This is a genomic window from Streptomyces sp. 11-1-2, from assembly GCF_003595545.1.
Classification (GTDB): domain Bacteria; phylum Actinomycetota; class Actinomycetes; order Streptomycetales; family Streptomycetaceae; genus Streptomyces; species Streptomyces hygroscopicus_B.
In genome coordinates this window covers 3011054-3035527 of the sequence record NZ_CP022545.1, presented here as the reverse complement: position 1 = coordinate 3035527, position 24474 = coordinate 3011054, and the positions used below count along the sequence as shown (strand labels likewise).

Here is a 24474-nt window from a genome sequence, read left to right as displayed (position 1 = left end):
CTGTCAGATGGCGGGCCGGGGCTCACCGCGATAGGTGCCGAAGGACCACTTGTTGCCCTCCGGGTCGGCGATGGCGAACTCACGGCTGCCGTACGGCTGGTCCTCGATCGGCCGGAGCACCCGCACACCGGCCGCCGTGAGCCGTTCGTACAGCGCGTCGACGTGGTCGGTGACGACGTACGCCCCGAAGGTGCCCGGCTCCAGGCACCAGCTCTTGGTGGCCGGGTCGTACGAGCCGAGCATGACGCCGCCGCCCTCGGGCCAGTCGAGCTGGGCATGGGCGACGCGGTCTTCGTCCTGGTAGACGGCCGTGCGCAGGAAGCCGACCGTGTCGACCAGGAAGTCGATCAGGGCGATGGCGTCATGGGCCTGGAGCGTGGGCCAGACGGCCGGATCACGCGGCTGCTTCTGCTGCTCTTGCTGCTGGTTCGGTGCGGTGTTCATGGGCTCTACTCTTCGCCGTAGAGATGGCCTCCGGCTTGGATATTCCGGCACTCTTCGGCCAGCCAGGCGGTCGGGCTCACCCCGGTGTACTGACGGAAGTCGCGCACCAGATGGGAGTGGTCGAAGTAGCCGCATTCGGCCGCGACCCGGGCCAGATCCGGCGCCCGGCCCACCGCCACGGACCGGACCACCGTGCTTCTGGCGTGCTGGAAGCGCATCAGCCGCGCCGCCTGCTTGGGGCTCAGCCCCGTCTCGGCCCGGAACACGCTGGTCAGCCGGCGCGGGCTGAGTGCCACATGCTCGGCCAGGCCCGTCAGCGTCCCGGCCCCCCGATGCCGGGCCAGCCACGTCCACGCCTCGGCGACCTCGCTTCGCACCGGCGCCCCGTCCTCGCCCGCCGCCGCGCGCTCCCGCAGATACGCGCCCAGCGTGGCGAACCGGTCCGCCCACGTTTGCTGCTCACACAGCCGCTCCCGAATTTCGGCAGCCCGCTTTCCCAGCACGTCCGCCCCGGAGGTGACCAGCTCGGAGGTGAGCGCCCCGGCCGGAAGCCCCAGCAGTGTGCGCGCCGCCAGCGGATGCACCGCGAGTTGCAAACCGGCCTCCCGGCCGGGCTGGACGATATACGCCGGTCGCTGGTGCAGACCGCCGACGACGATCTCCTCCCGCGCGGCGCCGGGCCCCCGTGCCTGCTCTGGCGTGCCGCCGCCGACGACGGGGCCCTCCAAGGAGAAGATCAGCGTCAGATAGGGAGAGGGCAGCCCCCGGTGCAACGTCGGCGGTATCCCCTGGGAGCGATAGCCGACGGCGGTCACCACCATCCCACCAAGCCCGCACCCGAGCCCGGCCCCGGCCCGCACGAACTCGTGGCTGCTCATGGGCCCAGTATCACTCGCCCCTCTGACAGCGGGCCCGCCCGCAGACGGCGTCGCACTCGATGAGCCGGGCGTCCGCTAGACCTTGCGGACTACCACCGTTGGGGGGAGGAGCCGCTCCAGGTCATCCACATCCGACGTGAAAACGGTGACCTGACCCCTTCGTTCCTTAGCCACGACGGCCAGCACAGCGTCGATGGCGTACTTGTGGCCGTGGAGCCCGGCGTCGGCCAGCAACCGACGGGCGGCCCGGGCCTGATCTCTGCCCAGGTCGGCTACGTGCAGACGGGACAGGACCCAGTCCCACCGGCGCTCGGTGATTCTGCCGTCGTGCGCTTCGATCACGGTCATGGGGGAGGTGACCACCTCGACCTCCCCCTTGGCCGCCAGATCCAGCAGAGCGATCATGCGGCGCTCACCGCGCACCGCTTGTGAGAGGGCTTCGGAGTCGAGCACGAACACGCGCAGCCGCTTGGGCTGCTGGACTCGCTTCGTCACGCGGCTTCCCCGACGCCGCCGTGCTGCGCCCTGCGACGGTCATGTTCGGCGTCAATCTCATCCAGTTCGGCCAAGGCGGCGGCGCTCTCCTCCTCGGCGACCGGTCCGTACTCTTCCTGTAGCCAGTCCACCAGCTCCACGAGCCGGTCACGGTCACGCTTGACTCGTAGCGCGTCAGCGACATATGCGGACAGCCCGCGCTCCGCCGCGTCCGCCCGGATTTCGTCGAGAAGCTCCTCGGGGATGGTGACTGTCACCTTTTTCGTCGCCATACCAGACACCATACTCTCCACCGTGCCTGCCGTACCAGGCAGAATTCCTTGGCATGTACAGCCTTGCCCTATGGGAATTCCTCGCGCTCGCCGCCGCCTCCATACTCGTCGGCTTCTCGAAGACCGCCGTCAGCGGTGCCAATACCGTCAGCCTCGCGATCTTCGCGGCGGTGCTTCCGGCCCGGGAGTCGACCGGTGTGCTGCTGCCCCTGCTGATCGTCGGCGACCTGCTCGCCGTGCGCACCTATCGGCGACACGCCCACTGGGGGACCCTGGTGCGGCTGTTCCCGGCGGTCGCGGCCGGGGTCGTGGTGGGCACGGCGTTCTTGCTCTGGGCCGGGGACGCGGAGGTGCGCACGTCCATCGGGGCGATCCTGCTGCTGATGGCCGGGGTCACGGTGTGGCGGCGGCGTGCGGCGGCCCGTGCGGAGGCCCCCGCGACGCCCGACGCGGACGGGGCGGGCGCCCGGCTCAAGGCCGGTTCGTACGGTGTGCTCGGCGGCTTCACCACGATGGTGGCCAACGCCGGCGGCCCCGTGATGTCGCTCTACCTGCTCTCCGCCGGTTTCCGGAAGCTGGGCTTCCTGGGCACCTCGGCCTGGTTCTTCCTGATCGTGAACGTCGCCAAGGTGCCCTTCAGCGTCGGCCTCGGCCTGATCGACGGCCGCTCCCTGCTCCTGGACGCGCTGCTGGTGCTCTTCGTGCTGCCCGGTGCGTACATCGGTAGGGCGTGCGTGGACCGGATCAATCAGCGGCTCTTCGAGCGGCTGGTCATCGGGGCTACGGTGCTGGGTGGACTTCAGTTGCTCCTGCGGTGAGGCTCGATATGAACGCGCTCCAGCAGTGGATGGGGAATATGAGGACGGGGCCGCCGGGGTACTTGGAGTCGCGTACGGGAACGATGCCGGGGAGGTTGTCGGCGACCTCGACGCATACCCCGCCGTCGTTGTTGCTGTAGCTGCTCTTGCGCCACGAAGCGGTTCTCAGATCTGGGGCGGTTCCCATGAGGTCAAGTCCTTCATCACGGCTTGGATCATCGCCTCGGAGTCCCGTGGCGAGAGGGCCATGGCCCTGAGCAGATCGTAGTTCTTGCGGAGCTTTGTGACCGCGTCTGAGTGCTCGATGAATCCCCCGCGATGAGAGCCTTCCTCGTAGGCGAGCATCGGTTCATTGGGCAGCGTGTAGAGAACCAGAGTCCTGCCCGCATCCGGGTGCTGACCTGCACCGAAAGGCAGGACCTGGATGGTCACGTGCGGTTGCGTCCCGCGCTCGATCAGGGACATCAACTGGTGGCGCATCACATCCGGCTCTCCGGCGGCGCGGCGCAACGCGGCCTCGTCCACGATGAACCAGCAGTCAGGTGGCTGGGTTTGGCCCAGCCGAGCTTGCCGGTCGACCCTGGCCTTCGTCATCGCCTCGATCTCCACTTCGGGAGCGAATCGGTTCCCGATGCGTAGAGACGCCCTTGCGTGTTCGGGGGTCTGGAGCAGACCGGGGATGGTGGCGCAGGCGTACTCCTCGATGGCCACCGCGCGCTTCTCAACCTCCATGACATCCCGGTACTTGGTCTTGAACGGCTCGTTCTTCGCCAGCGCGTAGATGCGCGCGAACATCCCGTCCGTCCCGAAGCACGCGTCCAGCTTCGCCGGAAGGTCGTCGTACGGCAGGGACTCCGCCGCCTCGATCCGGGCCAGGTGCGATTTGCTGTAGTTCAGCACCTCGGACAGCCGCCGTAAGGACATGTCCGCCTTCTCGCGATGGCGGCGGATCTCCGCGCCGAAGAGGTCGCGTGCGGAGCGGTCGGGAAACAGTTCGCGTGGCTGGAACGGCATCGTGCATCCCCTCTTGTCCCGCGATCTTGGCTGGGACGTGTCGCCTCTTTCCAGCCTACGCGCCGGACCGCAACGGTATGTGCACACAACGTAATTGGCCGACCGGAAAGACAGGTCAACGTGTTCTCACACACCGAATCCAATGCCCCACGGATGACGATGCGCGTCTACCGCGTCTCGCCGGACGGCGCGGTCGTGACGCAGGAGCTCGGCAGGGTGGTCGTCGTGGTCAAGGACAAGCTCGAACCCTTGCGGTCCAGCCAGTACCCGCCCTGCCGCTGCCCGCGCCACCGCGACCGTGCGGACCTGTGACCCCGGTGACGAGTCGGCTTGGCAGTCACGGCCGTGTGAAGCGGCCGGGCCCACGCTTGCCGAGCTCGTAGACCGCGCCGAAGCGGAGGCCACTGCGAGCCTGACTGCGTCGGACGTATTGGCCGCGATTGACGACGCACGGGCGGGCCGTTGATGGCGGCCCCACGGGTCATCGAAACCCGGGGGCGGGTCCACAGCTCGCGCGCCGACCAACTCCGTATCGACGTGAACGGCCCCGTGGGCTGGTGATTGCCGTCCGCGACGGCCGGCGGGTGGTCCGGATCGCCCTGGACCGAGGTGAAGACGCCGAGGTGGCGGCGGTGGTTGCGCCCCATCGACATCGGCCGCGCGCTCCTAGTATTTTTACCTGAAAGTGCCATAGAGACAGGGGCCTGCCGTTCCTGTTGGCATTCACTTGTTGTGCGCCCTACCGGGGGCGCGCTCATCTGAGTGACGATTGGAGGCAGGGGATGGCGGGTTCCGCATCGGACACGATCGCTGTCGTCGGTGCCGGGGTAATGGGACGCAACATCACCGCACTCGCGCTGGGCCGTGGGGTCGATGTCGTGCTGGTCGATGTCTCGGGTGACGTGCTGGAGAGCGCCCGAGCGGAAATCGCCCAACTGCTGCGGCACGGGCAGTTCATGGGCGCCTTCCCCGCCTCCCAGGCCACCGGGACCTTGACCACGACGCTGTCCAGCGGCGATGTCGCGGACGCCGATGTGGTGATCGAGGCGATCACCGAGGACGCCGCGCTCAAGGCGCGGGTCATGGCGGACCTCTCCGGCACGGTCCCCGCCGGGACCCCGCTGATCACCAACACCTCGGGAATTCCCATCGCCGAACTGGCGAAGTCGGTGCAGCGGCCCGCGGAACTGGCCGGGGTTCACTTCATGAATCCGTCCTATCTCATCGAGATGGTGGAAGTGGTGCGCGGCCCGCAGACCGGCGAGGACGCCATGGCCGCGATCCTGGCCCTGCTGGGCCGGCTGGGGCGGAAGACGGTCGTCGTGCGGGACGCGCCGGGCTTCGTCACCAGCAGGCTGCTGCACCCCATGATCAATGAGGCGGCGCGCATCGTGGCCGAGGGCACCGCGAGTGTCGAGGACGTGGACCAGCTCATGCACGGCTGCCTCGGTCATCCGACCGGCCCGCTGCGCACCGCCGACCTGATCGGACTCGACAATCTCGCGGACGCTCTTCGGCTGCTTGCCGAGCGGACCGGAAATTCCACCTTCGAACCCTGTGAACTTCTGATGGAGAAGGTGCGCGCCGGTGATCTGGGGCGTAAGACAGGGCGCGGGTTCTACAACTATGGAGAGGTGCTTTCGTGAGTATGGACCAGGCAGTCACCGCCGAGGCGACCGAGCAGGCGATCACGGCGTTCGTCTCGGAGCGGGTGAAGGCGGAGGTCCCTGCCGACCAGGACCTCTTCGGGTCCGGGCTGGTGTCGTCGATGTTCGCGATGGAGCTCGTCGTCCATCTGGAACAGGCCTTCTCCGTGCAGATCCTGGGGGACGACCTCAAGCGGGACAACTTCCGCACCATCGCGGCCATGACCGCTCTGGTGGTGCGGTTGCGCGGCGGCGAGAAGCCCGCCGATGACTGAGCCGCTCACCGGCGCCCGTGACCTCGTCGACGACCTCGTCGGCGACCGGGCCGCGGAGTGGGACCGGACCGGTCTGATCCCCGACGACGTACTGCGCACGCTGTCCGCTCGCGGTCTGCTGTGCGCCGGGGTGCCGGAGGCGTCCGGCGGGCTCGGCGCGAGCAGCGCGGTGAACGGCGAGTTCACCGCGTTCGTGGGCAGCCGGTGCAGCTCCCTGCGGAGCGTGATGACCTCGCAGGGCATGGCCGCGTGGACCATTCAGCGCCTGGGCAGCGCACAACAGCACGCCGAGTACCTGCCGAAACTGGCCGGGGGTCAGCTCGCCGCCGTCGCGTTCAGCGAGCCGGAGGCGGGCAGCGATCTGTCGGCGATGACCACGACCATCGAGCGGGACGACGACACCGTCATCGTCCGCGGCCAGAAGGTCTGGACGACCGCGGCCCACTACGCCGACATGATCGTTGTCGTCGGCCGCTATGGCTCAGGTGCGGCAGCCGTCGTGGTGCCCGCCTCGGCTCCGGGCGTCACCGTGACCAGGGTGGCGCAGCCGTCCGGCTGCCGGGCGGCGGGCCATGCGAACGTGACGCTCGACGAGGTGCGGCTGCCCGCCACCGCCGTGCTCGGCGGTGGACAGCCCCTGATGCTCCTGGTGACCACCGCGCTGGCGTACGGGCGGATCTCGGTCGCCTGGGGCTGCGTCGGCATCCTCCGGGCCTGCCTCGACGCGGCCCGCGGCCATGCCCGCACCCGGACGCAGTTCGGCAAGCGGCTCGCGGACCACCAGCTCGTCGCCCGCCACCTGGCGAATCTGCTGACCTCCGAGCAGATCGCCACCCGGGTGTGCGAACACGCCAGCCGGTGCTGGGACGAGGGCTCTCCCGAGATGGTCGTCGCCACCGTTCTCGCCAAGCAGGTGAGCGCGGTCCAGGCCGCGCAGGGCGCCGCCACGGCGGTGCAGGTGCTGGGTTCGGCGGCGGCACACGAGGGCCATGTGGTCGAGCGCGCGTACCGCGACGCGAAGCTCATGGAGCTCATCGAGGGCAGTACGGAGATCTGTGAGCTGATCCTCGCCGACCACGCCGTATCGATGCCCGCGACATGAGTTGGCGAACCGAGACAAGGAAGAGCCGTGGCTGAACAGACCTCGATCGTGAAGTGTCTGGTGTGGGACCTCGACAACACCCTGTGGCAGGGCACGTTGCTGGAGGACGGAGCGGTGACGCTCCCCGCCCCGGTCAGAGAACTCATCGCCGAGCTGGACGGCCGCGGCATCCTGCAGTCGGTGGCCAGCAAGAACGACCACGACCTGGCCTGGAAGCAGTTGGAGGCGCTGGGCGTCGCCGAGTACTTCGTGCTGCCGCACATCGGCTGGGGTCCGAAGTCCGATTCGGTGCGGGAGATCGCCACCGAGCTCAACTTCGCGCTCGGCACGATCGCCTTCATCGACGACCAGCCGACGGAGCGGGCGGAGGTCCAGTTCCATCTGCCCGAGGTCCGCTGCTATGACGCCGAGCAACTGTCCGAGCTCTCCGCCCTGCCGGAGTTCAACCCGGCGACGGTGACCGTGGACGCGCGCCGCCGCCGGCAGATGTACCAGGCCGGGTTCGAGCGGAAGGCGGCCGAGGCGGAGTTCACCGGGCCGAGCGAAGACTTCCTGCGCTCGCTGGAGCTGGTGATGCGCATCGGACGCGCCACCGAGGAGGAGCTCTCCCGGGTGGAGGAGCTGACGCTGCGCACCAGCCAGATGAACGCCACCGGTGTGCACTACTCCATCACCGATCTGCGGGCGCTGCTGGCCGATCCGCGCCATGAGGTGCTGGTGACCACGCTCACCGACCGGTTCGGGCCGCATGGCGCGGTCGGTCTCCAACTGCTGGAGAAGCACGAAGGCGTCTGGCATCTCAAGCTGCTGGCCACGTCGTGCCGGGTGGTGTCGTTCGGCGCCGGTTCGGCGATCCTGCGCTGGCTCGGCGACCAGGCCGCCCAGGCGGGTGTCCATCTGGCCGCCGACTTCCGGCAGACCGAGCGCAACCGGATGATGGAGATCGCCTACCGCTTCGCCGGTTTCACCGACGAGCCGTGCGACTGCCGGGCCGGGCTGCCCGCGCCCGCACAGGAGGACATCCAGCGGCTGCATCTGTCCCCGGCGCCGTCCGACCCGCCGCCCACGATGGAGCTGCACGCCGTCAGCCTCCAGGGCGTCTGAGCCCTCGCCGGCCGGGAGGTCCGCCTCCCGGCCGGTTCCGATGTGAGAAGACCAGAGAAGATGGATGACGCATGGCGAACCAGGTAGGTCTCCCGGCCGCGCTCTCGGAGTACATCCGGGAGTTCTCCCTGCGGGAGGACGAGGTCCTGCGGCAGCTACGTGAGACGACGGCGGAGCTTCCCGCGGGCACCGCGATGCAGGTCATGCCCGAGGAGGGCCAGCTTCTGACGCTGCTGGCCGGACTCACCCCGGCGAACAGGATCCTGGAGATCGGCACGTTCACCGGGTACAGCACCCTGTGCCTGGCCCGTGCGCTCGCGCCCGGCGGACAGCTCGTGACCTGTGACATCACCGACCGCTGGGCAAGCATCGGCGCCGACTACTGGGCCAGGGCGGGCGTCGACGGGCGGATCGACCTGCGCGTCGGTGACGCGGCCGACACCCTCAAGGCCATCCTCGCGGAGGAGGGCCCCGGCACGTTCGACTTCGTGTTCATCGACGCCGACAAGCAGGGCTACCCGCACTACTACGAGATGGCGCTGACGCTCCTCGGCGACCGCGGTCTGATCGTGGTCGACAACACCCTGTTCTTCGGCAAGGTCGTGGACCCCGAGGCGCAGGACGTCGACACCGCCGGGATCCGCGCGTTCAACAAGCTGGTCCACGACGATCCGCGGGTGGAGATGTCCCTGGTCCCCATGGCGGACGGCATCACGCTGATCCGCAAGACGCGCCCCGCGGGTGAGTGAGCGGGTTGGTGAGTAAGTGAACCGGCCGATGGGTGAGTGACTGCGGGCCGGGGCTTCGGCCCCGGCCCGCCTCGGCCGTCCGCGCGGGCCTCCCCGCTCAGGTGACCACCCTCGGTATGTACGCCGCCTGGGCCCCGTCGGAGAAGCGGCGCAGTTCGACGCCGTACACCTCGGCGGGGCGGAGCTGCTGGCCGAGGAACGAGATGACCCGGTTGAATTCGGGCGGGAATTGACTGGCCACAATGACCATACGGAGCCTGCCCAGGGCCAGATTCCCCTCGATCGTGCGCAGGAACGAGCCCTGGTCGATCGGATAGCCCATCTCCGCCAGCAAACCCTCCGCGCTGGTGTCCTGCAATTGCGCGGTGTACTCGAGCGAGCGCTGGAGTATGTGGAGCGGCCAGTGCCGGGCCCCGCTGCCCGCGTAGTCGAGAATTTTCGACAGGGCGCTGTGCGCGTTCCAGGTGTCGTGCGGTTCCACCACTTCGGCGAGAATCGGGACACCCGTGGAATCGGCGAACAGATGGGTGGCGCTGAAGGAGTAGCCGTCCGTGTCCGGCATGATGTCCGAGGAGTTCCGGCGGATCAGCAGGAGCGGCGAGCCGGTCTCGCGGGCCTGCGTGGCCGTGGACATCAGGTCCGGATAGCGGACGAGGATCTCATGAAGTGGCGGCTCGGGGTGGGCCGCCGAGGGTGTGAGCTGCGAGAGCCCGGTGTCGTTCTGCAGCACGATGCGTCGGTTCCATGTCTCGGCGTCCGATCCCGGAAGCGACTCGCGCGGGCGGGCATGCCTGCCGGAGGTGAGCTGCCCCGGGTCCACCGGCAGCAGCGCCGGACGCTCCATCCAGCTGTCGACCGGGACCAGGCAGGAATTCAGGATGAACGCCAGGGTCTTGTAGGTTCCGGCGAGGGCCAGCAGTTCGAGGATCTGCTCCTCGCTGTAGCGCTCGGCGAGCTGCTTCCAGGTGCTGTCCGAGATCGCCGACTTGGTGTGGAGCTCGTCGACCGCTGCGAGGAGGGCGGCCTCGAACGGCGTCCAGCCGGTGGCGTCCTCCGAGGCGACACGGGCGATCTCCGTCTCGGTCAGCCCGACGAAGAGCCCCGCGGCATGGTGATGCGCCCAGACGTACGACGCCTGTGAACGCCACGCCGTCCGCAGGATGACGAGCTCGCGCTCGCGTGACGGGAGGATGTCGCCCGCCACATGAGACATCAGCGGCTGCATCGCGGGCAGCAGCGTCGGGTGGTTGGCGATGGTCCGGTGGACGTTCGGCGGCGGCCGGTCCGCGAGGATCCCGTTCAATGACTGGCTGACCTCCTTGAGGTAAACCTGGCCGGCCGGTGTGACGGCGAAGTCGTCCGCGTCCTGCGGATCGATCCTGGGCCGCATTTCCTCACCCTCGCGCTTGTGTTGTCACGTCGGCGTCCCGACGGACGCGCTGTCGGCTGTCGGGCAGCGGGCAGCTTGACGTTCGGCAGCTCTTTTCGGCCGACCCCGCCCAACGATAGGCGATCGCACGGGTTTTCAAACACCGGAGGTCTAGGTGAATTCCCAGCAACTTCGCATGCGTCGGCATGCGTCTACGGGAGGGGAAACAGGCGACGAATAGCCCCAAAGGGAGAGTGACGCCACGCGAAGGGATGCTCAGGGATTTCATCCGACCATACATGTACTATTTCGCACATTGTTGATCACGACTTGAACGGCGGTCCGGTGTCACCGGATTCTCGGAGACCCGGCGTGTGCCAGCACTTGCCACTCCTGCCGAGCCCGTGAGGACGACGAGTGGGGAGCGGCACCGTGAGCCGACCTGAGTCCATATCCGCTGGCCGAATCCAGCCGCAGGACACCGCAATCGCGGTAGTGGGGGTGTCCTGCCGGTTGCCGTCCGCGCAGGATCCCGCGCGGTTCTGGCAGTTGCTGACCGGCGGGATGAGCGCGGTGTCACAGGTACCGCCGGGCCGCTGGAGCGACGACGGGGCGGCGGACTCCGGCGAGACCGGGTGGGGCGCCTTCCTGGACGAAGTCGACCGTTTCGACCCCGAGTTCTTCGGGATCTCGCCGCGTGAGGCGCGGGCGATGGACCCACAGCAGCGGCTCGCCCTGGAGCTGGGCTGGGAGGTCCTGGAGGACGCGGGCGTCCTGCCCGCCGAGGTACGGGGCGAGGACACCGGCGTGTTCATCGGTGTGACCGCCGACGACTACGGCGTACTGGACCGGCGCAGGGGACCCGCGGCCATCGCTCATCACACCCTCACCGGACTGAACCGCAGCGTGATCGCGAACCGGCTGTCCTACTTCCTGGGCCTGCGGGGGCCGAGCCTGGTGGTGGACACCGGGCAGTCGTCGTCGCTGGTCGCGGTGCACTTGGCCTGCGAGAGCCTGCGGCGCGGGGAGTCGGCCACCGCACTTGCCGGCGGTGTGCATCTCAACCTGGTGCGGGACAGCGCGCTGGCGGCGGCCCGGCTCGGCGCACTGTCCCCGGACGGCCGCTGCTTCACCTTCGACGAGCGCGCCAATGGGTATGCCCGCGGCGAGGGCGCGGGGATGGTGCTGCTCAAGCCACTGGCGAGCGCGCTGGCCGACGGGGACGAGATCTACTGCGTCATCGAGGGCAGCGCGGTGGGCAACGACGGCCCCGGCGCGGGCCTGACCACCCCCGACCCCGAGGGGCAGGGGGCGGTGCTGGCGGCGGCGTGCCGACGTGCGGGGGTCGACCCGGCGGCGGTCCAGTATGTGGAGCTGCACGGCACCGGCACCCGGGTGGGCGATCCGGTGGAGGCGGCGGCGCTCGGCGCGGTGTACGGAGCGGACCGCGCGGCGGACAGCCCGCTGCTGGTCGGCTCGGCGAAGACCAACGTGGGGCATCTGGAGGGCGCCGCGGGCATCGTGGGCCTCCTGAAGGTCGTGCTGTCGCTGCGGAACGGCGAGCTGCCGGCCAGCCTGAACTTCGCCCAGCCCAATCCGCGGATCCGCTTCGACGAGTGGCACCTGGACGTGGTGTCGGCGACCCGCCCGTGGCCCTACCGCGACGGCCGCGCCCTGGCCGGAGTCTCGTCGTTCGGCATGGGCGGCACCAACTGCCATCTGGTGGTGTCCGCCACCGAGCCGACCGACATGGGCTCGGACCCGGCGGACGGTGCCCCGGTGGCGGGTGGCGCCGTGCCGTGGCCGCTGTCGGGCCGGACCCGGGACGCGCTGCGCGCGCAGGCCGCCCGCCTCGCCTCCCATCTGGCGGAGCACGAGCGGCTCGACCCGGTGGACGTGGGCTTCTCCCTCGCCACCACCCGAACCGCGTTCGACCACCGCGCCGTCGTCCTCGCGCCGGACCGGCCGGAGGCCCTGGGCGCGCTGGCGGCGCTGGCCGACGGCCAGTCCGCGCCGGGCGTGGTGCGGGGAGTGGCCGATGTCGAGGGCCGGACGGTGTTCGTCTTCCCCGGCCAGGGTTCGCAATGGGCGGGCATGGGCGTCCGGTTGATGGCGGAGTCCCCGGTCTTCGCCGAGCGGCTGGCCGAGTGCGCCGCCGCGCTCGCACCCCATGTGGACTGGTCGCTGCCGGAGGTGCTGCGACAGGCCGAGGGCGCCCCGTCGCTGGAACGGGTCGATGTGGTCCAGCCCGCCTCCTGGGCGGTGATGGTCTCCCTCGCGGCGGTGTGGCGGGCGCACGGGGTGGTCCCGGACGCGGTGCTGGGCCATTCCCAGGGGGAGATCGCGGCGGCCTGCGTGGCCGGTGCGCTCTCGCTGGAGGACGCGGCCCGCGTGGTGGCGCTGCGCAGCCAGGCCATCGCACGCCGCCTCTCCGGGGCGGGCGGCATGCTGTCGGTGGCGCTGCCGCGGGCCGAGGCCGAGGCGCGGCTGGGCCGCTGGGACGGCCGGGTGTCGATCGCGGCGGTGAACGGGCCCGGCTCGGTGGTGGTCTCCGGTGAACTGGAGCCGCTGGACGAGCTGTTCGAGGAACTCGCGGGCGCGGATGTGCGGGTGCGGCGCATCGCGGTGGACTACGCCTCGCACTCGGCGCAGGTGGAGCGGGTGCGCGAGGAGCTGTCGGCCGCGCTGGAGGGCATCGCCCCGCTCCGGGCCGACGTGCCGTTCTTCTCCACGGTGACCGGCGAGTGGCTGGACACCACCGGCATGGACGCCGGGTACTGGTACCGCAATCTGCGGCAGACCGTCGCCTTCGAACCGGCCGTCCGGGCGCTGCTCGGCCAGGGCCACCGGGCCTTCGTCGAGGTCAGCTCCCACCCGGTGCTGACCCCCGCCGTGCAGGAGGCCATCGACGCGGCCGACGTCCGGGCGATAGCCGTCGGCACGCTGCGGCGCGAACTGGGCGGAATGGACCGGTTCCTGAGCTGTCTGGCCGAGGTGTACGTCCGCGGGGTGCCGGTCGACTGGGCGCGGCCGTTCGCCGGGACCGACGCCCGGCGGGTGGCCCTGCCGACGTACGGATTCCAGCGGGAGCGGTACTGGCTCCCGGAGCCCGCCGGGGGCGCCACCGCGGCCGTTCCGGCGGCCGTGGCCGAACACGCCACCGACCTGGAGCACCTGGAGCCGGAGTCGGAACCGGAGCCGGAGCGTGCGGAATCCGGTGCTTCGTGGACCCGCCCCGACCTGGGGCGGCTGGTGCGCACGGAGACGGCCGTGGTGCTGGGATTCGCCTCCGCGGAGCGGGTGAACCCGGCGCGGTCCTTCAAGGAGCTGGGCTTCGACTCGGCGATGACGGTGGAGCTGGCGACCCGGCTGAAGGCCGCGACCGGGCTGCGGGTGCCCAACACCGTGCTGTTCGACCACCCCACGCCCGACGCGTGCGCGGACCATCTGGCCACGGCGTTCACCGGCCCGCTGACCGGCGGCGCGTCGCCCGCACCTCGCGCCGTCCCCGCGGACGACCCGGTGGTGATCGTGGGCATGGCCTGCCGCTACCCGGGCGGGGTGAACTCCCCGGAGGGACTGTGGGATCTGGTGTCGGGCGAAGTCGACGCCGTCTCCGACCTGCCCGCCAACCGGGGATGGGCGCCGGAGATGACGGCGGCCGGCAGGGCGGGCGGATTCCTCTACGACGCGGACCGTTTCGACGCGACGCTGTTCGGGATCTCGCCGCGTGAGGCGGAAGCCATGGACCCCCAGCAGCGGCTGGCGCTGGAGATGAGCTGGGAGGCGGTCGAACGGGCCGAGATCGCCCCGTCGTCCCTGCACGGCAGCCGGACCGGCGTGTTCATGGGCGCGATGGCCCAGGACTATGGTCCGCGACTCAAGGACAGCTCCGGTGCCGCGGAGGGGTATCTGCTCACCGGCACCTCGCCGAGCGTGCTGTCCGGCCGGATCGCCTACGCCCTGGGGCTGCGCGGGCCCGCGCTGACCGTCGACACGGCGTGCTCGTCGTCGCTGGTGGCGATGCACCTGGCGGCGCAGGCGCTGCGCAATGGCGAGTGCTCCCTGGCGCTGGCCGGCGGTGTCACCGTCATGTCGGAGCCCGGCATCTTCGTGGAGTTCGCCCGGCAAGGCGGCCTGTCGCCCGACGGCCGCTGCAAGGCGTACGCGGAGGCCGCGGACGGCACCGGCTGGTCCGAGGGCGTGGGCGTCCTGGTGCTGGAACGGCTCTCCGACGCGACCCGGGCCGGCCACCGGGTGCTGGCCGTACTGCGCGGCTCCGCGGTCAACTCCGACGGTGCGTCGAACGGCCTGACCGCGCCCAGCGGAACCTCGCAGCGGCAGGTGATCGGCCAGGCCCTGGCCGGTGCCGGACTGGTGCCGTCGGACGTGGACGCGGTGGAGGGGCACGGCACCGGCACCCGGCTGGGCGACCCGATCGAGGCCCAGGCGCTGCTCGCCGCCTACGGACAGGACCGGGACCCGGACCGCCCGCTGCTGCTGGGGTCGCTCAAGTCCAACATCGGGCATACGCAGGCCGCCGCCGGTGTCGCGGGCGTCATCAAGATGATCCTGGCGATGTGGCACGGCGTACTGCCGCGCACGTTGCATGTGGACGCGCCGTCGTCGCAGGTGGACTGGTCGGCCGGGGCGGTGGAGCTGCTCACCGGGCCCACCCTGTGGCCACCGGCCGAGCGGCCCCGCCGCGCGGGCGTGTCGTCGTTCGGGATCAGCGGCACCAACGCGCATGTGATCATCGAGCAGCCACCGCGGGACCGTACCGATGAGACCGCCGAGCGGCCCTCGGGCGCGCCGCGGGCGCAGGCCGGGCCGGACGTGGTGCCGTGGCCGGTGTCGGCTCGTGGCGAGGCGGCGCTGGAGGCGCAACTGGACCGGCTGGCCGCGTTCGTGGCCGACACCGGCGCGGCGGCGGCCGACATCGGCTACTCGCTGGCGACGACCCGCTCCGAGCTGGAGCATCGAGCGGTCCTCCTGGCCGCGACGGACCGCGCGACGGACCGCGCGGGGGACGGTGACGCGCGGCCCGTGAAGGTGGCCGAGGGCATGGCGGGCGACCCCGGCCCGCTGGCGCTGCTCTTCGCCGGTCAGGGCGGTCAGCGGCTGGGCATGGGGCGCGAACTGCACGGCCGGTTCCCGGTGTTCGCGGCGGCGTGGGACGAGGTCTGCGCGCTGCTGGACGGCGAACTGGAACGGCCGCTGCGGGAGGCGGTGTTCGGCGACGACGCGAAGCTGCTGAACCGCACCGAATACGCCCAGCCCGCGCTGTTCGCCCTGGAAGTGGCCCTCTACCGGCTGGTGGAGTCATGGGGGACGGCGCCGGATCTGCTGATCGGGCATTCGGTCGGCGAGATCGCGGCGGCGCATGTGGCCGGGGTGCTGTCCCTGCCCGACGCGTGCACCCTCGTCGCCGCCCGCGGACGGCTGATGCAGGCGCTGCCCGAAGGCGGCGCCATGGTCGCGCTGCGGGCCACCGAGGACGAGGTGGCGGCGCTGCTCACCGGCTCCGAGGACCGCGTGGGACTCGCCGCGGTCAACGGCCCCGAGGCGGTGGTGGTGTCCGGGGAGGCCGACGCGGTCGAGGCCATCGCGGACCGGTTCGCGGCCGACGGCCGCAAGACCACCCGGCTGCGGGTCAGCCACGCCTTCCACTCCCCGCTGATGACACCGATGCTGGACGACTTCCGCGCGGTCGTCGAGGGCCTGGCCTTCGGCGAGCCGCGCATCCCGATCGTCTCGACCGTCACCGGTGAGCCGATCGGCGCGGAGCGGATCCGTACCCCCGACTACTGGGTGCGGCACGTCAGGATGACGGTGCGGTTCGCCGACGCGGTCGGCGCCGCGGCGCGGGCCGGCGCGCACATCTTCCTCGAACTGGGCCCGGACGCCACGCTGTCGGTGCTCGCGCAGGACGCCCTGCCCGAGGTGGCACGGGTGGAGGCCGTGCCGCTGCTGGGCAAGGACCGCGGCGAGGAGCCCACCGCGCTGGCGGCGGCGGCCCGGCTGTATGTGCGGGGCGTACCGGTCCGGTGGGCCGAACTCTTCACCGGGACCGGCGCCCGCCGGGTCGCGCTGCCGACCTACGCGTTCCAGCGGGAGCGGTACTGGACCGCGCCCGTCGGCAACACCTCGGCGGGCGCGGTCCCGGCCGGGCTCGGCGCTGTGGAACATCCGCTGCTCGGCGCGGTCGTGGAGCTGCCCGAGACCGGCGGTCTGCTGTGCACCGGCCTGCTGTCGGTGGCGGCGCAGCCGTGGCTGGCCGACCATGTGGTGGCCGGGTACCTGACCTTCCCCGGCGCCGGATTCGTCGAGCTGGCGGTACGCGCGGGCGACGAGGTCGGCTGTGGTCTCGTCGAGGAACTCACCCTGGACGCCCCCCTGGTGCTGCCCGGGCAGGACGACGACGGCGTACGGATCCAGGTCGCGCTCGGCGGCCCCGGCGACGGCGGCCGACGCACCCTGGGCATCTACGCGCGGCCCGCCGACACACCGGACGCACCCTGGACGCGGCACGCCACCGGCACGCTCGCGCCGGGCACGCCCGGTGCTGGTGCTGGTGCTGGTGCCGGTGCCGGGTCGGCGTGGCCGCCCGTGGACGCCGTACCCGTCGACCTCGACGGCTTCTACGAGCGGCGGCGCGAGGCCGGGCTCGCCTACGGGCCGGCGTTCCAGGCCGTCCGGGCGGTCTGGCGGGCCGGGGACGAGGTGCTGGCCGAGGTCGCCCTCCCCGAGCACATCGCCGAGGATGCCGATGCCTTCCGCCTCCATCCCGCGCTGCTGGACGCGGCGCTGCACATCGCGTCGTCGACCGGGCTGAACGACGAGGCGCGTGCCTCGGCTCGCTCCGAGGTGTCGACCTGGTCCGGGGTGTCCCTGCACGCCGTGGGCGCGTCGGTACTGCGGGTACGGATGCGCGCCACGGGCGAGGACACCGTCACGCTGAACGCCGTGGACACCGAGGGCCATCCGGTGGTGTCGGCCCGCACGCTGACGCTGCGTACGCCGGACGTCCACACCTCGGGGGCCATGGCGGCGCGACCGCTGCTGCGCCTGGACTGGCTGCCCGCGCCGGTGCCGGACACCGGTGGGCACGGCCCGGTGAGCGCCGGGGAGGCGGTGCTGGTCCCGGTCACCGCGCCGGACGGTGTGCCGGTGCCGGAGGCGGTCCGTGCGGTCACCGCGTCCGTGCTCGACACGCTGCGGCACCACCTGAACGACGACGACTCAGGCGACGCCGCCGACACGGATGAGACCGGCAAGAGTCGGCCCGCCCGGGTGGTGTTCGTGACCCGTGGCGCGGTGGCCACCACCGCCGACACGGCCCCTGACGTGGTGGCGGCCGCGGTGTGGGGGCTGGTGCGGTCGGCCCGGCAGGAGAGCCCCGACCGGTTCGTCCTGCTCGACCTGGACCCCGCCGATACCGGGGATCCGGTGTCGGCCGCCGCCGGGACCCTGCGCGCGGCGCTGGACCGCGACGAGCCCGAACTGGCGGTGCGCGCCGGTGAGTTGCTGATACCTCGGCTGGCTTCCGCCGACGCCCCGGACCCGTCCGCGCCGGGCACCGTATGGGGCGGTGACGGCACCGTACTGGTCACCGGCGGTCTGGGTGGTCTCGGCGCGCTGGTGGCCCGGCACCTGGTCACCGCGCACGGGGTGCGCCACCTGGTGCTGGCCGGTCGTCGCGGTGCCGACACCGAGGGCGCCGACGCACTGGTGGCCGAGCTGACCGGGCAGGGCGCGCGGGTGACCGCCGCCGCCTGCGATGTCTCCGACCGCGCGGCCGTGGCCGCCCTGCTGGCGGCGATTCCGGCCGAGCACCCGCTGACCGGTGTGGTGCACGCCGCCGGTGTGCTCGACGACGGGTTGGTCGGGGCGCTGACCCCGGACCGGCTGGACACGGTGTTCCGCCCGAAACTGGACGGCGCCTGGCATCTGCATGAGCTGACGCGTGACCACGGGCTGACCGCGTTCGTGGTGTTCTCCTCGGTGTTCGGCGTCCTCGGCAACGCGGGGCAGGCCGCCTACACCGCGGCCAACGCGTTCCTGGACGCGCTGGCGCGGCGGCGGAGCGCGGAGGGGCTCGCGGGCCTGTCCATCGGCTGGGGGCTCTGGCCGCGGAGCGGCGGTATGTCGGCCGGGCTGAGCGCCGCGCAGCTTCGCAGGATCGCCGCGGCCGGGCTGCCGACGCTCACCGTCGAGGAGGGACTGGCCTGCTTCGACACCGCGGGCGCGGTGGGCGAGGCGTCCCTCGTCGCCACCCGCGTCGACCGGGCCGCCCTGCGGGCGCGTGGCACCGTGCCCGCCGTCCTCCGCGGCCTGGTGCCCACCGGCGCCGTCCGCCGGGCCGCCGCCACCGGTGGCGGCTCCGGCCTGCTGACCGGACTGACGGCCGACCGGGCCCATGACACCCTGCTCCAGCTCGTCCGTGAGCAGGTGGGCTCGGTGCTCGGGCTCGCGGGTCCGGCGGCGGCCGGGGGCGGGCGGACGTTCAAGGACATGGGCTTCGACTCCCTGACCGCCGGTCAGTTGCGCAACACCCTGCGCAAGCGGACGGGCCTGAGCCTGCCCTCGACCCTGATCTACGACCATCCGACGCCGGAGGCCCTGGCCGGTCATCTGTGGACCGAGCTGGGCGGCGAGGCCGACGAGCGGCGGGGGAGCGCCGCACCGGCCGCGATCACGGCGGGCGGTACGGGAGCCGGGGCGGCCGACGCGGAGCCGATCGCGATCATCGGAATGAGCTGCCGTTTTCCCGGCGGGGTGCGCTCGCCCGAGCAACTGTGGGAGTTGCTGACCGAGGGCACGGACGCCATCTCCCCGCTGCCCGCCGACCGCGGCTGGGACACGGGCGCGTACCACCCCGACCCGGAGCGGACGGGCACGACCTACTCGGCGGCGGGTGGCTTTGTCGACGGCGCGGCCGAGTTCGACGCGGCGTTCTTCGGCATCTCCCCGCGTGAGGCCGTCTCGATGGACCCGCAGCAGCGGATGCTGCTGGAGCTCACCTGGGAGGCGTTCGAACGCGCCGGGATCGACCCCGCCTCCCTGCGGTCCAGCATGACCGGCACCTTCGTCTCGGCGACCACCCAGCAGTACGGCACGGGGGTGTCGGCGGACTCCGACGGCTACCAGCTCACCGGCACGCTCCCCAGCGTGCTCTCGGGCCGTCTGGCCTATCTCTTCGACCTCCACGGGCCGACCGTGACGGTGGACACCGCCTGCTCGGCGTCCCTGGTCGCGCTGCACATGGCGTGCCAGTCGCTGCGCTCGAGGGAGAGCACCCTGGCCCTGGCGGGCGGTGCCACCGTGCTGACCGGCCCGGACCTGCTGGTCTCGCTGAGCAGGCACCGGGTCATGGCGCCCGACGGACGGAGCAAGGCGTTCGCCGAGTCGGCGGACGGCATGGGCATCGCCGAAGGCGCCGGCCTCCTGGTGCTGGAGCGGCTCTCGGACGCGGTCCGCCACGGCCACCAGGTGCTGGCGGTCGTCCGCGGGTCGGCGGTGAACTCCGACGGCGCCTCCAACGGGCTGACCGCGCCGAGCGGGCCCGCGCAGCAGCGGGTCATCCGGCAGGCCCTCGCCAACAGCGGCCTCGCGGCGTCCGACGTCGACGTGGTCGAGGCACACGGAACCGGCACCGCACTGGGCGATCCGATCGAAGCGCACGCGCTGCTGGCCACCTACGGCCAGGACCGGGGCGGCAATCCGCCGCTGCTGGTCGGCTCGGTCAAGTCCAACATCGGACACACGCAGGTGGCCGCCGGTGTCGCGGGTGTCATCAAGATGGTGATGGCCATGCGGCACGGCCAAATGCCGAAGACGCTGCACGCCGCCGAGCCGTCCTCCCGTATCGCCTGGGACTCGGGCGCGGTCGAGCTGCTGACCGAGGCGGCACCGTGGCCCGACCTCGGCCGTCCGCGGCGGGCCGCGGTCTCCGCGTTCGGCATGAGCGGGACCAACGCCCACGCCGTACTGGAGCAGGCCCCGGCGCCCACCGCCCCGGTCCCGGATCCGGTGGGGGACGGGCCGGTGGCATGGCCGCTGGCGGGCAAGTCGGCCGCGGCGCTGCGCGCCCAGGCCGCGAAACTGCTCGCACATCTGGACGCCCACCCGGGGGCGCACCCGGTGGACATCGGGCATTCCCTGGCCACGACGCGTGCCGCGTTCGAGCACCGGGCGGTGCTGGTCGGCGAGGACCCCGCGGCGCTGCGCGGAAGCCTGGCGGCCCTGGCCGAGGGCACCTCGGATCCCGCGGCGGTGCGCGGCACGGCGACCGAACGCGGCCCGGTGGTCTTCGTGTTCCCCGGACAGGACGCGGCATGGGCCGGGATGGCGGCCGAACTGCTCGATGTCTCGCCCGTCTTCGCCGCGCGCGTCGCCGACTGCGAGGCGGCCCTGGCCCCGTACCTCGACTGGTCGCCCACCGAGGTGATCCGCGGTGAGCCCGGCGCTCCGCCGATCGAGCGGCGCCCCGATGTGCTGCAGCCCGTGCTGTGGACGGTCATGGTCTCGCTCGCCGCGCTGTGGCGCTCGTTCGGCGTCGAGCCCGCCGCCGTCGTCGGCCACTCCCAGGGCGAGGTGGCCGCCGCCTGCGTCAGCGGCGGCCTGTCGCTGGACGACGGCGCCCGCGTGGTGGCGCTGCGCAGCCGGCTCATCCACGAGCGCCTGTCCGGACGGGGCGCGATGATGTCGGCGATGGCATCGCCGGAGCGGATCCGGGAGTTGCTGGACGAGGTGTCCGGCGCGGTGTCCATCGCGGCGGTCAACGGACCGAAGACGGTGACGCTCTCCGGCGATCCGGCCGCACTCGGCCAGGTCGAGCGCGGTCTGTCCGCCGCCAGGATCATGCGCTGGCGGCTGGCCGGGGTGGACTTCGCCGCCCACTCGGCGCATATCGACGAGATCGAGGCCGAGTTGCTGGAGCTGCTGGCTCCGGTGCGGCCCCGCCCCTCGGAGGTGCCGTTCTACTCCACGGTGACCGGGGGCCGTCTCGGCACCGAGGAGCTGGACGCCCGGTACTGGTGCCGTAATTTGCGGCAGACCGTGTCCTACGCCGAGACGATGACCGGTCTCCTGGGCGAGGGCTACGGGGTCATGATCGAGGTCGGTCCGCATCCGGTGCTCGCGGTCGGCACCAGCGAGCTCATCGAGAACGCGGGCAGCCCCGCCGTCACCCTGGGCACCCTGCGCCGGGACGACGGCGGATGGGACCGGGTCCTGCGCTCGCTCGGGGAGGCGTACGCCCACGGCGTGCCCGTCGACTGGACCAGCGTGCTGCCCAGCGGCCGTACGGTGGACCTGCCCACCTACGCCTTCCAGCACGAGTCGTACTGGATCGCCCCGCCCGCCCCGTCCACCTCGCCGGCCGGCACCGCCGCAGGTGCCGACGAGCCGCTGTGGACCGCCGTGGACCAGGGAGACAGCGCCGCCGTCGCCACGCTGATCGGCCTCGAACCCGAGAGCAAGGGCGCGCTCGACTCGGTGCTCCCCTCGCTGTCGGCGTGGCGCAGGCGGCAGGACGAGCACACGCTGGCCGGCCGGCGGCGCTACCGGACGGTGTGGACACCCCTGCGCGTCCCCGCCGGCCCCACACTGACCGGCACGTGGCTGGTGCTCACCACCGACTCCATCGACGACACGGATGTGGTGGCCGCGCTGACCGCACACGGCGCCCAGGCGCGCCGTGTGCTCCTCGACGGGACCCGCACCGGCCCGGAGGCGATGGCCGCACAGCTCGCCGATGTCGGCCTCGACCGGGTGGCCGGAGTGGTGTCGCTGCTCGCGGCGGCCGAGGACACCGGCAGCGGCGAACCCGCGCTGCCCGCCGGTCTGGCCCTCAGCGTGTCGCTGGTCCAGGCGCTGATGGCGGCCGGGGCCGAGGTGCCGCTGTGGACGGTGACCCGCGGCGCGGTGTCCACCGGCCCGGCCGACCCGGTCCGCGACCCGCGGCAGGCGATGGTCCTCGGACTCGCCAGGACCGCGGCCCTGGAGGCACCGTCGCTGCGTGGCGGTCCGGCCGACCTCCCGGAGCGCCTCGACCCCGAGGCGGCCGGGCGGTTCGCCGCGCTGCTCTCGGCGGACCTGGGGGAGGACCAGGCGGCGGTGCGCCCCTCGGGCGTCCTCGTCCGGCGACTGGTGCGGGCACCGGCACGAGCCGACTCGCCCGGCACCTGGGCACCCCGCGGCACGACCCTGGTCACCGGCGGCACCGGCGCGCTGGGCAGCCGGGTCGCCCGATGGCTGGCCCACCAGGGCGCGGAGCACCTGGTGCTGATGAACCGGCGTGGCCCCGAGGCACCGGGCGCGGCCGAACTGGTGGCGGAGCTGACCGCCCAGGGAACGACCGCCGAGGTGGTGGGGTGCGAGCTGACCGACAGGGAGGCCGTGGCCGACGTACTCGACCGGCTCTCGGCGGACGGCCATCCGGTGCGCGCCGTGGTGCACACGGCCGGAACGAGCCCGCTCGGCCCGCTCTCCACGGCGAGCCCCGAGCACTTCGCCGACGCGCTGCACACAAAGGCGGCGGGCGCCGCGTACCTCGACCAACTGCTCGACGACACCGGCCTGGACGCCTTCGTGCTGTTCTCCTCGGTGTCCGGCGTCTGGGGCATCGGCCACCACGCGGCACAGGCGGCGGCCAACGCGTACCTGGAAGCGCTGGCATCCCGGCGCCGCGCCCGGGGCGCCCCCGCGACGGCGATCGCCTACAGCCCCTGGGAGGAGGCACGGGGGCGGATGAGCGAGCACGACCGCGAGCAACTCCTGCGCAGCGGAATGTCCTTCCTCGACGGTGACCTGGCCCTGGCCGCGCTCGCCCAGGCGCTGCGTGAACAGGAGACCGCGCTGACGGTCGCCGACATCGACTGGGACCGCCATCTCCCCGTCATCACCGAGGCCGCACCCCGCCCGTTCTTCAGCGAGCTGCCGGAGGCGGCCAAGCTCACCGAGCCCGAACCCACCAGCGGACACGGCGACTTCACGGCACGGCTGCGGAGCCTGCCGCCCGCGGAAGCGCGGCGACTCCTCCTCGACCTGGTGCGAAGCGAGGCCGGAGTGGCGCTCGGCCACTCATCCGGCGAGGCGATCGAGGAACACTCCGCCTTCCGCGACCACGGCATGGACTCGCTCGCCGCCATCGACCTGCGCAACCGGCTGGCCGCCGCGATGGGCACGACACTGCCCAGCACCGTCGTTCTCACCCACCCCACCCCGGCCGACCTGGCCGGCCATCTCCTCGACCACCTCGCCACGCCGCAGGCCGAGGACCACGGCACCGGCGCGGCCCCGACGACCGACCTGGTCGCCCGCCTCCACCGCGACGCCGTGCGGACGGGCCGCGGGAACGAGGCCGAAACCCTGCTTCTCGACCTCGCCGCCCTCCGGCCCAAGAGCACCGGGCCTCTGCCGTCCACCCTGGACCGGCTCACCACCGGCACCTCAGGCACCCGGCTGATCTGCGTGGCCCCCATCGTGCCCCTGACCGGACCCGACACCTACTTCGCCCTGGCCGGGGCGCTCCCCGACACCTGGGACGTCTCCTGCCTGACGCCCCCCGGCTTCGGCACCGACGAGGCACTGCCCGCCACCCGGGAAGCCCTCGTCGAAGGGCTGGCCCACGCCGTGGCCGCGAGCACCGGCGGTGACACCACCGACCCGGTGATCCTCCTGGGCACCTCATCCGGCGGCATCCTCGCTCATGAGACCGCCCGCCGTCTCGCCGACCACGGGATGCCCGTACGGGCCGTCGTCCTCCTGGACACCTACATCCTGGAATCCCCCGCCGCCCTCGCCCTCCAACCCCACCTGTGGCACGGCCTGTACGAGCGCGAGCACCACACCGACGGCTTCACCGCCACCGACCTGTCCGCCTACGCCTGGCTGGCACAGCTCATCCACACCTGGACCCCCGCACCCACGCCCTTCCCGACCCTGCTCCTGCGCGCCTCGGACCCGCTCCCCGCAGCACACGGGGCGGACCCGGTGCCGCACGACTGGCAGACGGCCCTTCCCCACATCACCACCACCCGCACCACTGCGGGCAACCACTTCACCCTCGTCAACCAGCACGCCCCCGCCGCCGCGGGCCACCTCACCGACTGGCTCACCGGGCTGGAGTGAACAGCTTCTCCGGGCGGGGACGGGGGCTGCCCCCGTCCCCGCCTGTGGTGCGTACGCACCAGGACACGTGTGTGGCTGGTCCGGGAGCACCAGGAGAAGACGGCGGCGGGAGACGATGCCCGGCCGGGCGCCGGAAGGAAGGGTTGGAAGCGCGTGAATCCCGCGCATTCCC

Annotated in this window: 15 protein-coding genes; 8 read left to right on the top strand and 7 right to left on the bottom strand. The window is 72.1% G+C overall.

The features are described 5' to 3' along the window. Window positions 1-3: 3 nt before the first annotated feature. From CGL27_RS12700 to CGL27_RS12685, 4 genes are all read right to left on the bottom strand, one after another. The gene (locus CGL27_RS12700; RefSeq protein WP_119986674.1) at window positions 4-444 is read right to left on the bottom strand and encodes a VOC family protein; all 441 of its coding nucleotides are present in this window, start codon (window positions 442-444) and stop codon (window positions 4-6) included. A gap of 5 nt (window positions 445-449) precedes the next feature. Then, entirely contained in the window at window positions 450-1322 is an 873-nt protein-coding gene (locus tag CGL27_RS12695; RefSeq protein WP_119986672.1) for a helix-turn-helix domain-containing protein, read from the bottom strand. Window positions 1323-1397: 75 nt separating this feature from the next. Beyond that, complete coding sequence (locus tag CGL27_RS12690) at window positions 1398-1817, bottom strand: PIN domain-containing protein (RefSeq protein WP_119986671.1); 420 nt, start codon at window positions 1815-1817, stop codon at window positions 1398-1400. Next, window positions 1814-2089 (bottom strand): CopG family transcriptional regulator, encoded by a 276-nt coding sequence (locus CGL27_RS12685; protein ID WP_119994366.1) that lies wholly within the window; start codon window positions 2087-2089, stop codon window positions 1814-1816. The genes CGL27_RS12690 and CGL27_RS12685 overlap by 4 nt, the downstream gene beginning before the upstream one ends. Window positions 2090-2142: 53 nt before the next feature. Here CGL27_RS12685 and CGL27_RS12680 point away from each other — a divergent pair, with 53 nt between their 5' ends. Beyond that, on the top strand, window positions 2143-2907 hold the full coding sequence (locus CGL27_RS12680) for a sulfite exporter TauE/SafE family protein (RefSeq protein WP_119986669.1): 765 nt from the start codon (window positions 2143-2145) through the stop codon (window positions 2905-2907). Here CGL27_RS12680 and CGL27_RS12675 read toward each other — a convergent pair. Together CGL27_RS12675 and CGL27_RS12670 are read right to left on the bottom strand one after the other, a co-directional pair. Beyond that, entirely contained in the window at window positions 2870-3094 is a 225-nt protein-coding gene (locus tag CGL27_RS12675) for a DUF397 domain-containing protein (RefSeq protein WP_119986667.1), read from the bottom strand. The two genes, CGL27_RS12680 and CGL27_RS12675, sit on opposite strands and share 38 nt — an antisense overlap. After that, on the bottom strand, window positions 3073-3921 hold the full coding sequence (locus CGL27_RS12670) for a helix-turn-helix transcriptional regulator (protein ID WP_119986665.1): 849 nt from the start codon (window positions 3919-3921) through the stop codon (window positions 3073-3075). Before CGL27_RS12670 ends, CGL27_RS12675 begins: the two co-directional genes overlap by 22 nt. Before the next feature lie 153 nt (window positions 3922-4074). Here CGL27_RS12670 and CGL27_RS12665 point away from each other — a divergent pair, with 153 nt between their 5' ends. The 6 genes from CGL27_RS12665 (at window position 4075) to CGL27_RS12635 (ending at window position 8797) form a co-directional block, all read left to right on the top strand. Beyond that, window positions 4075-4233, top strand: coding sequence for a hypothetical protein (locus CGL27_RS12665; protein ID WP_162952970.1), 159 nt, complete (start codon window positions 4075-4077; stop codon window positions 4231-4233). A 470-nt stretch (window positions 4234-4703) separates the two neighbouring features. After that, on the top strand, window positions 4704-5567 hold the full coding sequence (locus tag CGL27_RS12655) for a 3-hydroxyacyl-CoA dehydrogenase family protein (RefSeq protein WP_119986662.1): 864 nt from the start codon (window positions 4704-4706) through the stop codon (window positions 5565-5567). 2 nt (window positions 5568-5569) lie between these two features. After that, window positions 5570-5842, top strand: a complete 273-nt coding sequence (locus CGL27_RS12650; RefSeq protein WP_043236862.1) for an acyl carrier protein — start codon at window positions 5570-5572, stop codon at window positions 5840-5842. Continuing rightward, the gene (locus tag CGL27_RS12645) at window positions 5835-6944 is read left to right on the top strand and encodes an acyl-CoA dehydrogenase family protein (protein WP_119986660.1); all 1110 of its coding nucleotides are present in this window, start codon (window positions 5835-5837) and stop codon (window positions 6942-6944) included. The genes CGL27_RS12650 and CGL27_RS12645 overlap by 8 nt, the downstream gene beginning before the upstream one ends. A gap of 27 nt (window positions 6945-6971) precedes the next feature. Further along, complete coding sequence (locus CGL27_RS12640; RefSeq protein ID WP_119986658.1) at window positions 6972-8048, top strand: HAD-IIIC family phosphatase; 1077 nt, start codon at window positions 6972-6974, stop codon at window positions 8046-8048. Window positions 8049-8119: 71 nt separating this feature from the next. Beyond that, entirely contained in the window at window positions 8120-8797 is a 678-nt protein-coding gene (locus tag CGL27_RS12635; RefSeq protein WP_119986656.1) for a class I SAM-dependent methyltransferase, read from the top strand. Between the two features lie 97 nt (window positions 8798-8894). On the opposite strand, the gene CGL27_RS12630 is transcribed toward CGL27_RS12635, so the two are convergent. Then, complete coding sequence (locus CGL27_RS12630; RefSeq protein WP_119986655.1) at window positions 8895-10187, bottom strand: carboxymuconolactone decarboxylase family protein; 1293 nt, start codon at window positions 10185-10187, stop codon at window positions 8895-8897. Between the two features lie 396 nt (window positions 10188-10583). Between CGL27_RS12630 and CGL27_RS12625 the strand changes: the two genes are divergently transcribed. Further along, window positions 10584-24302, top strand: a complete 13719-nt coding sequence (locus tag CGL27_RS12625; RefSeq protein ID WP_119986653.1) for a type I polyketide synthase — start codon at window positions 10584-10586, stop codon at window positions 24300-24302. Window positions 24303-24474: the final 172 nt, after the last annotated feature.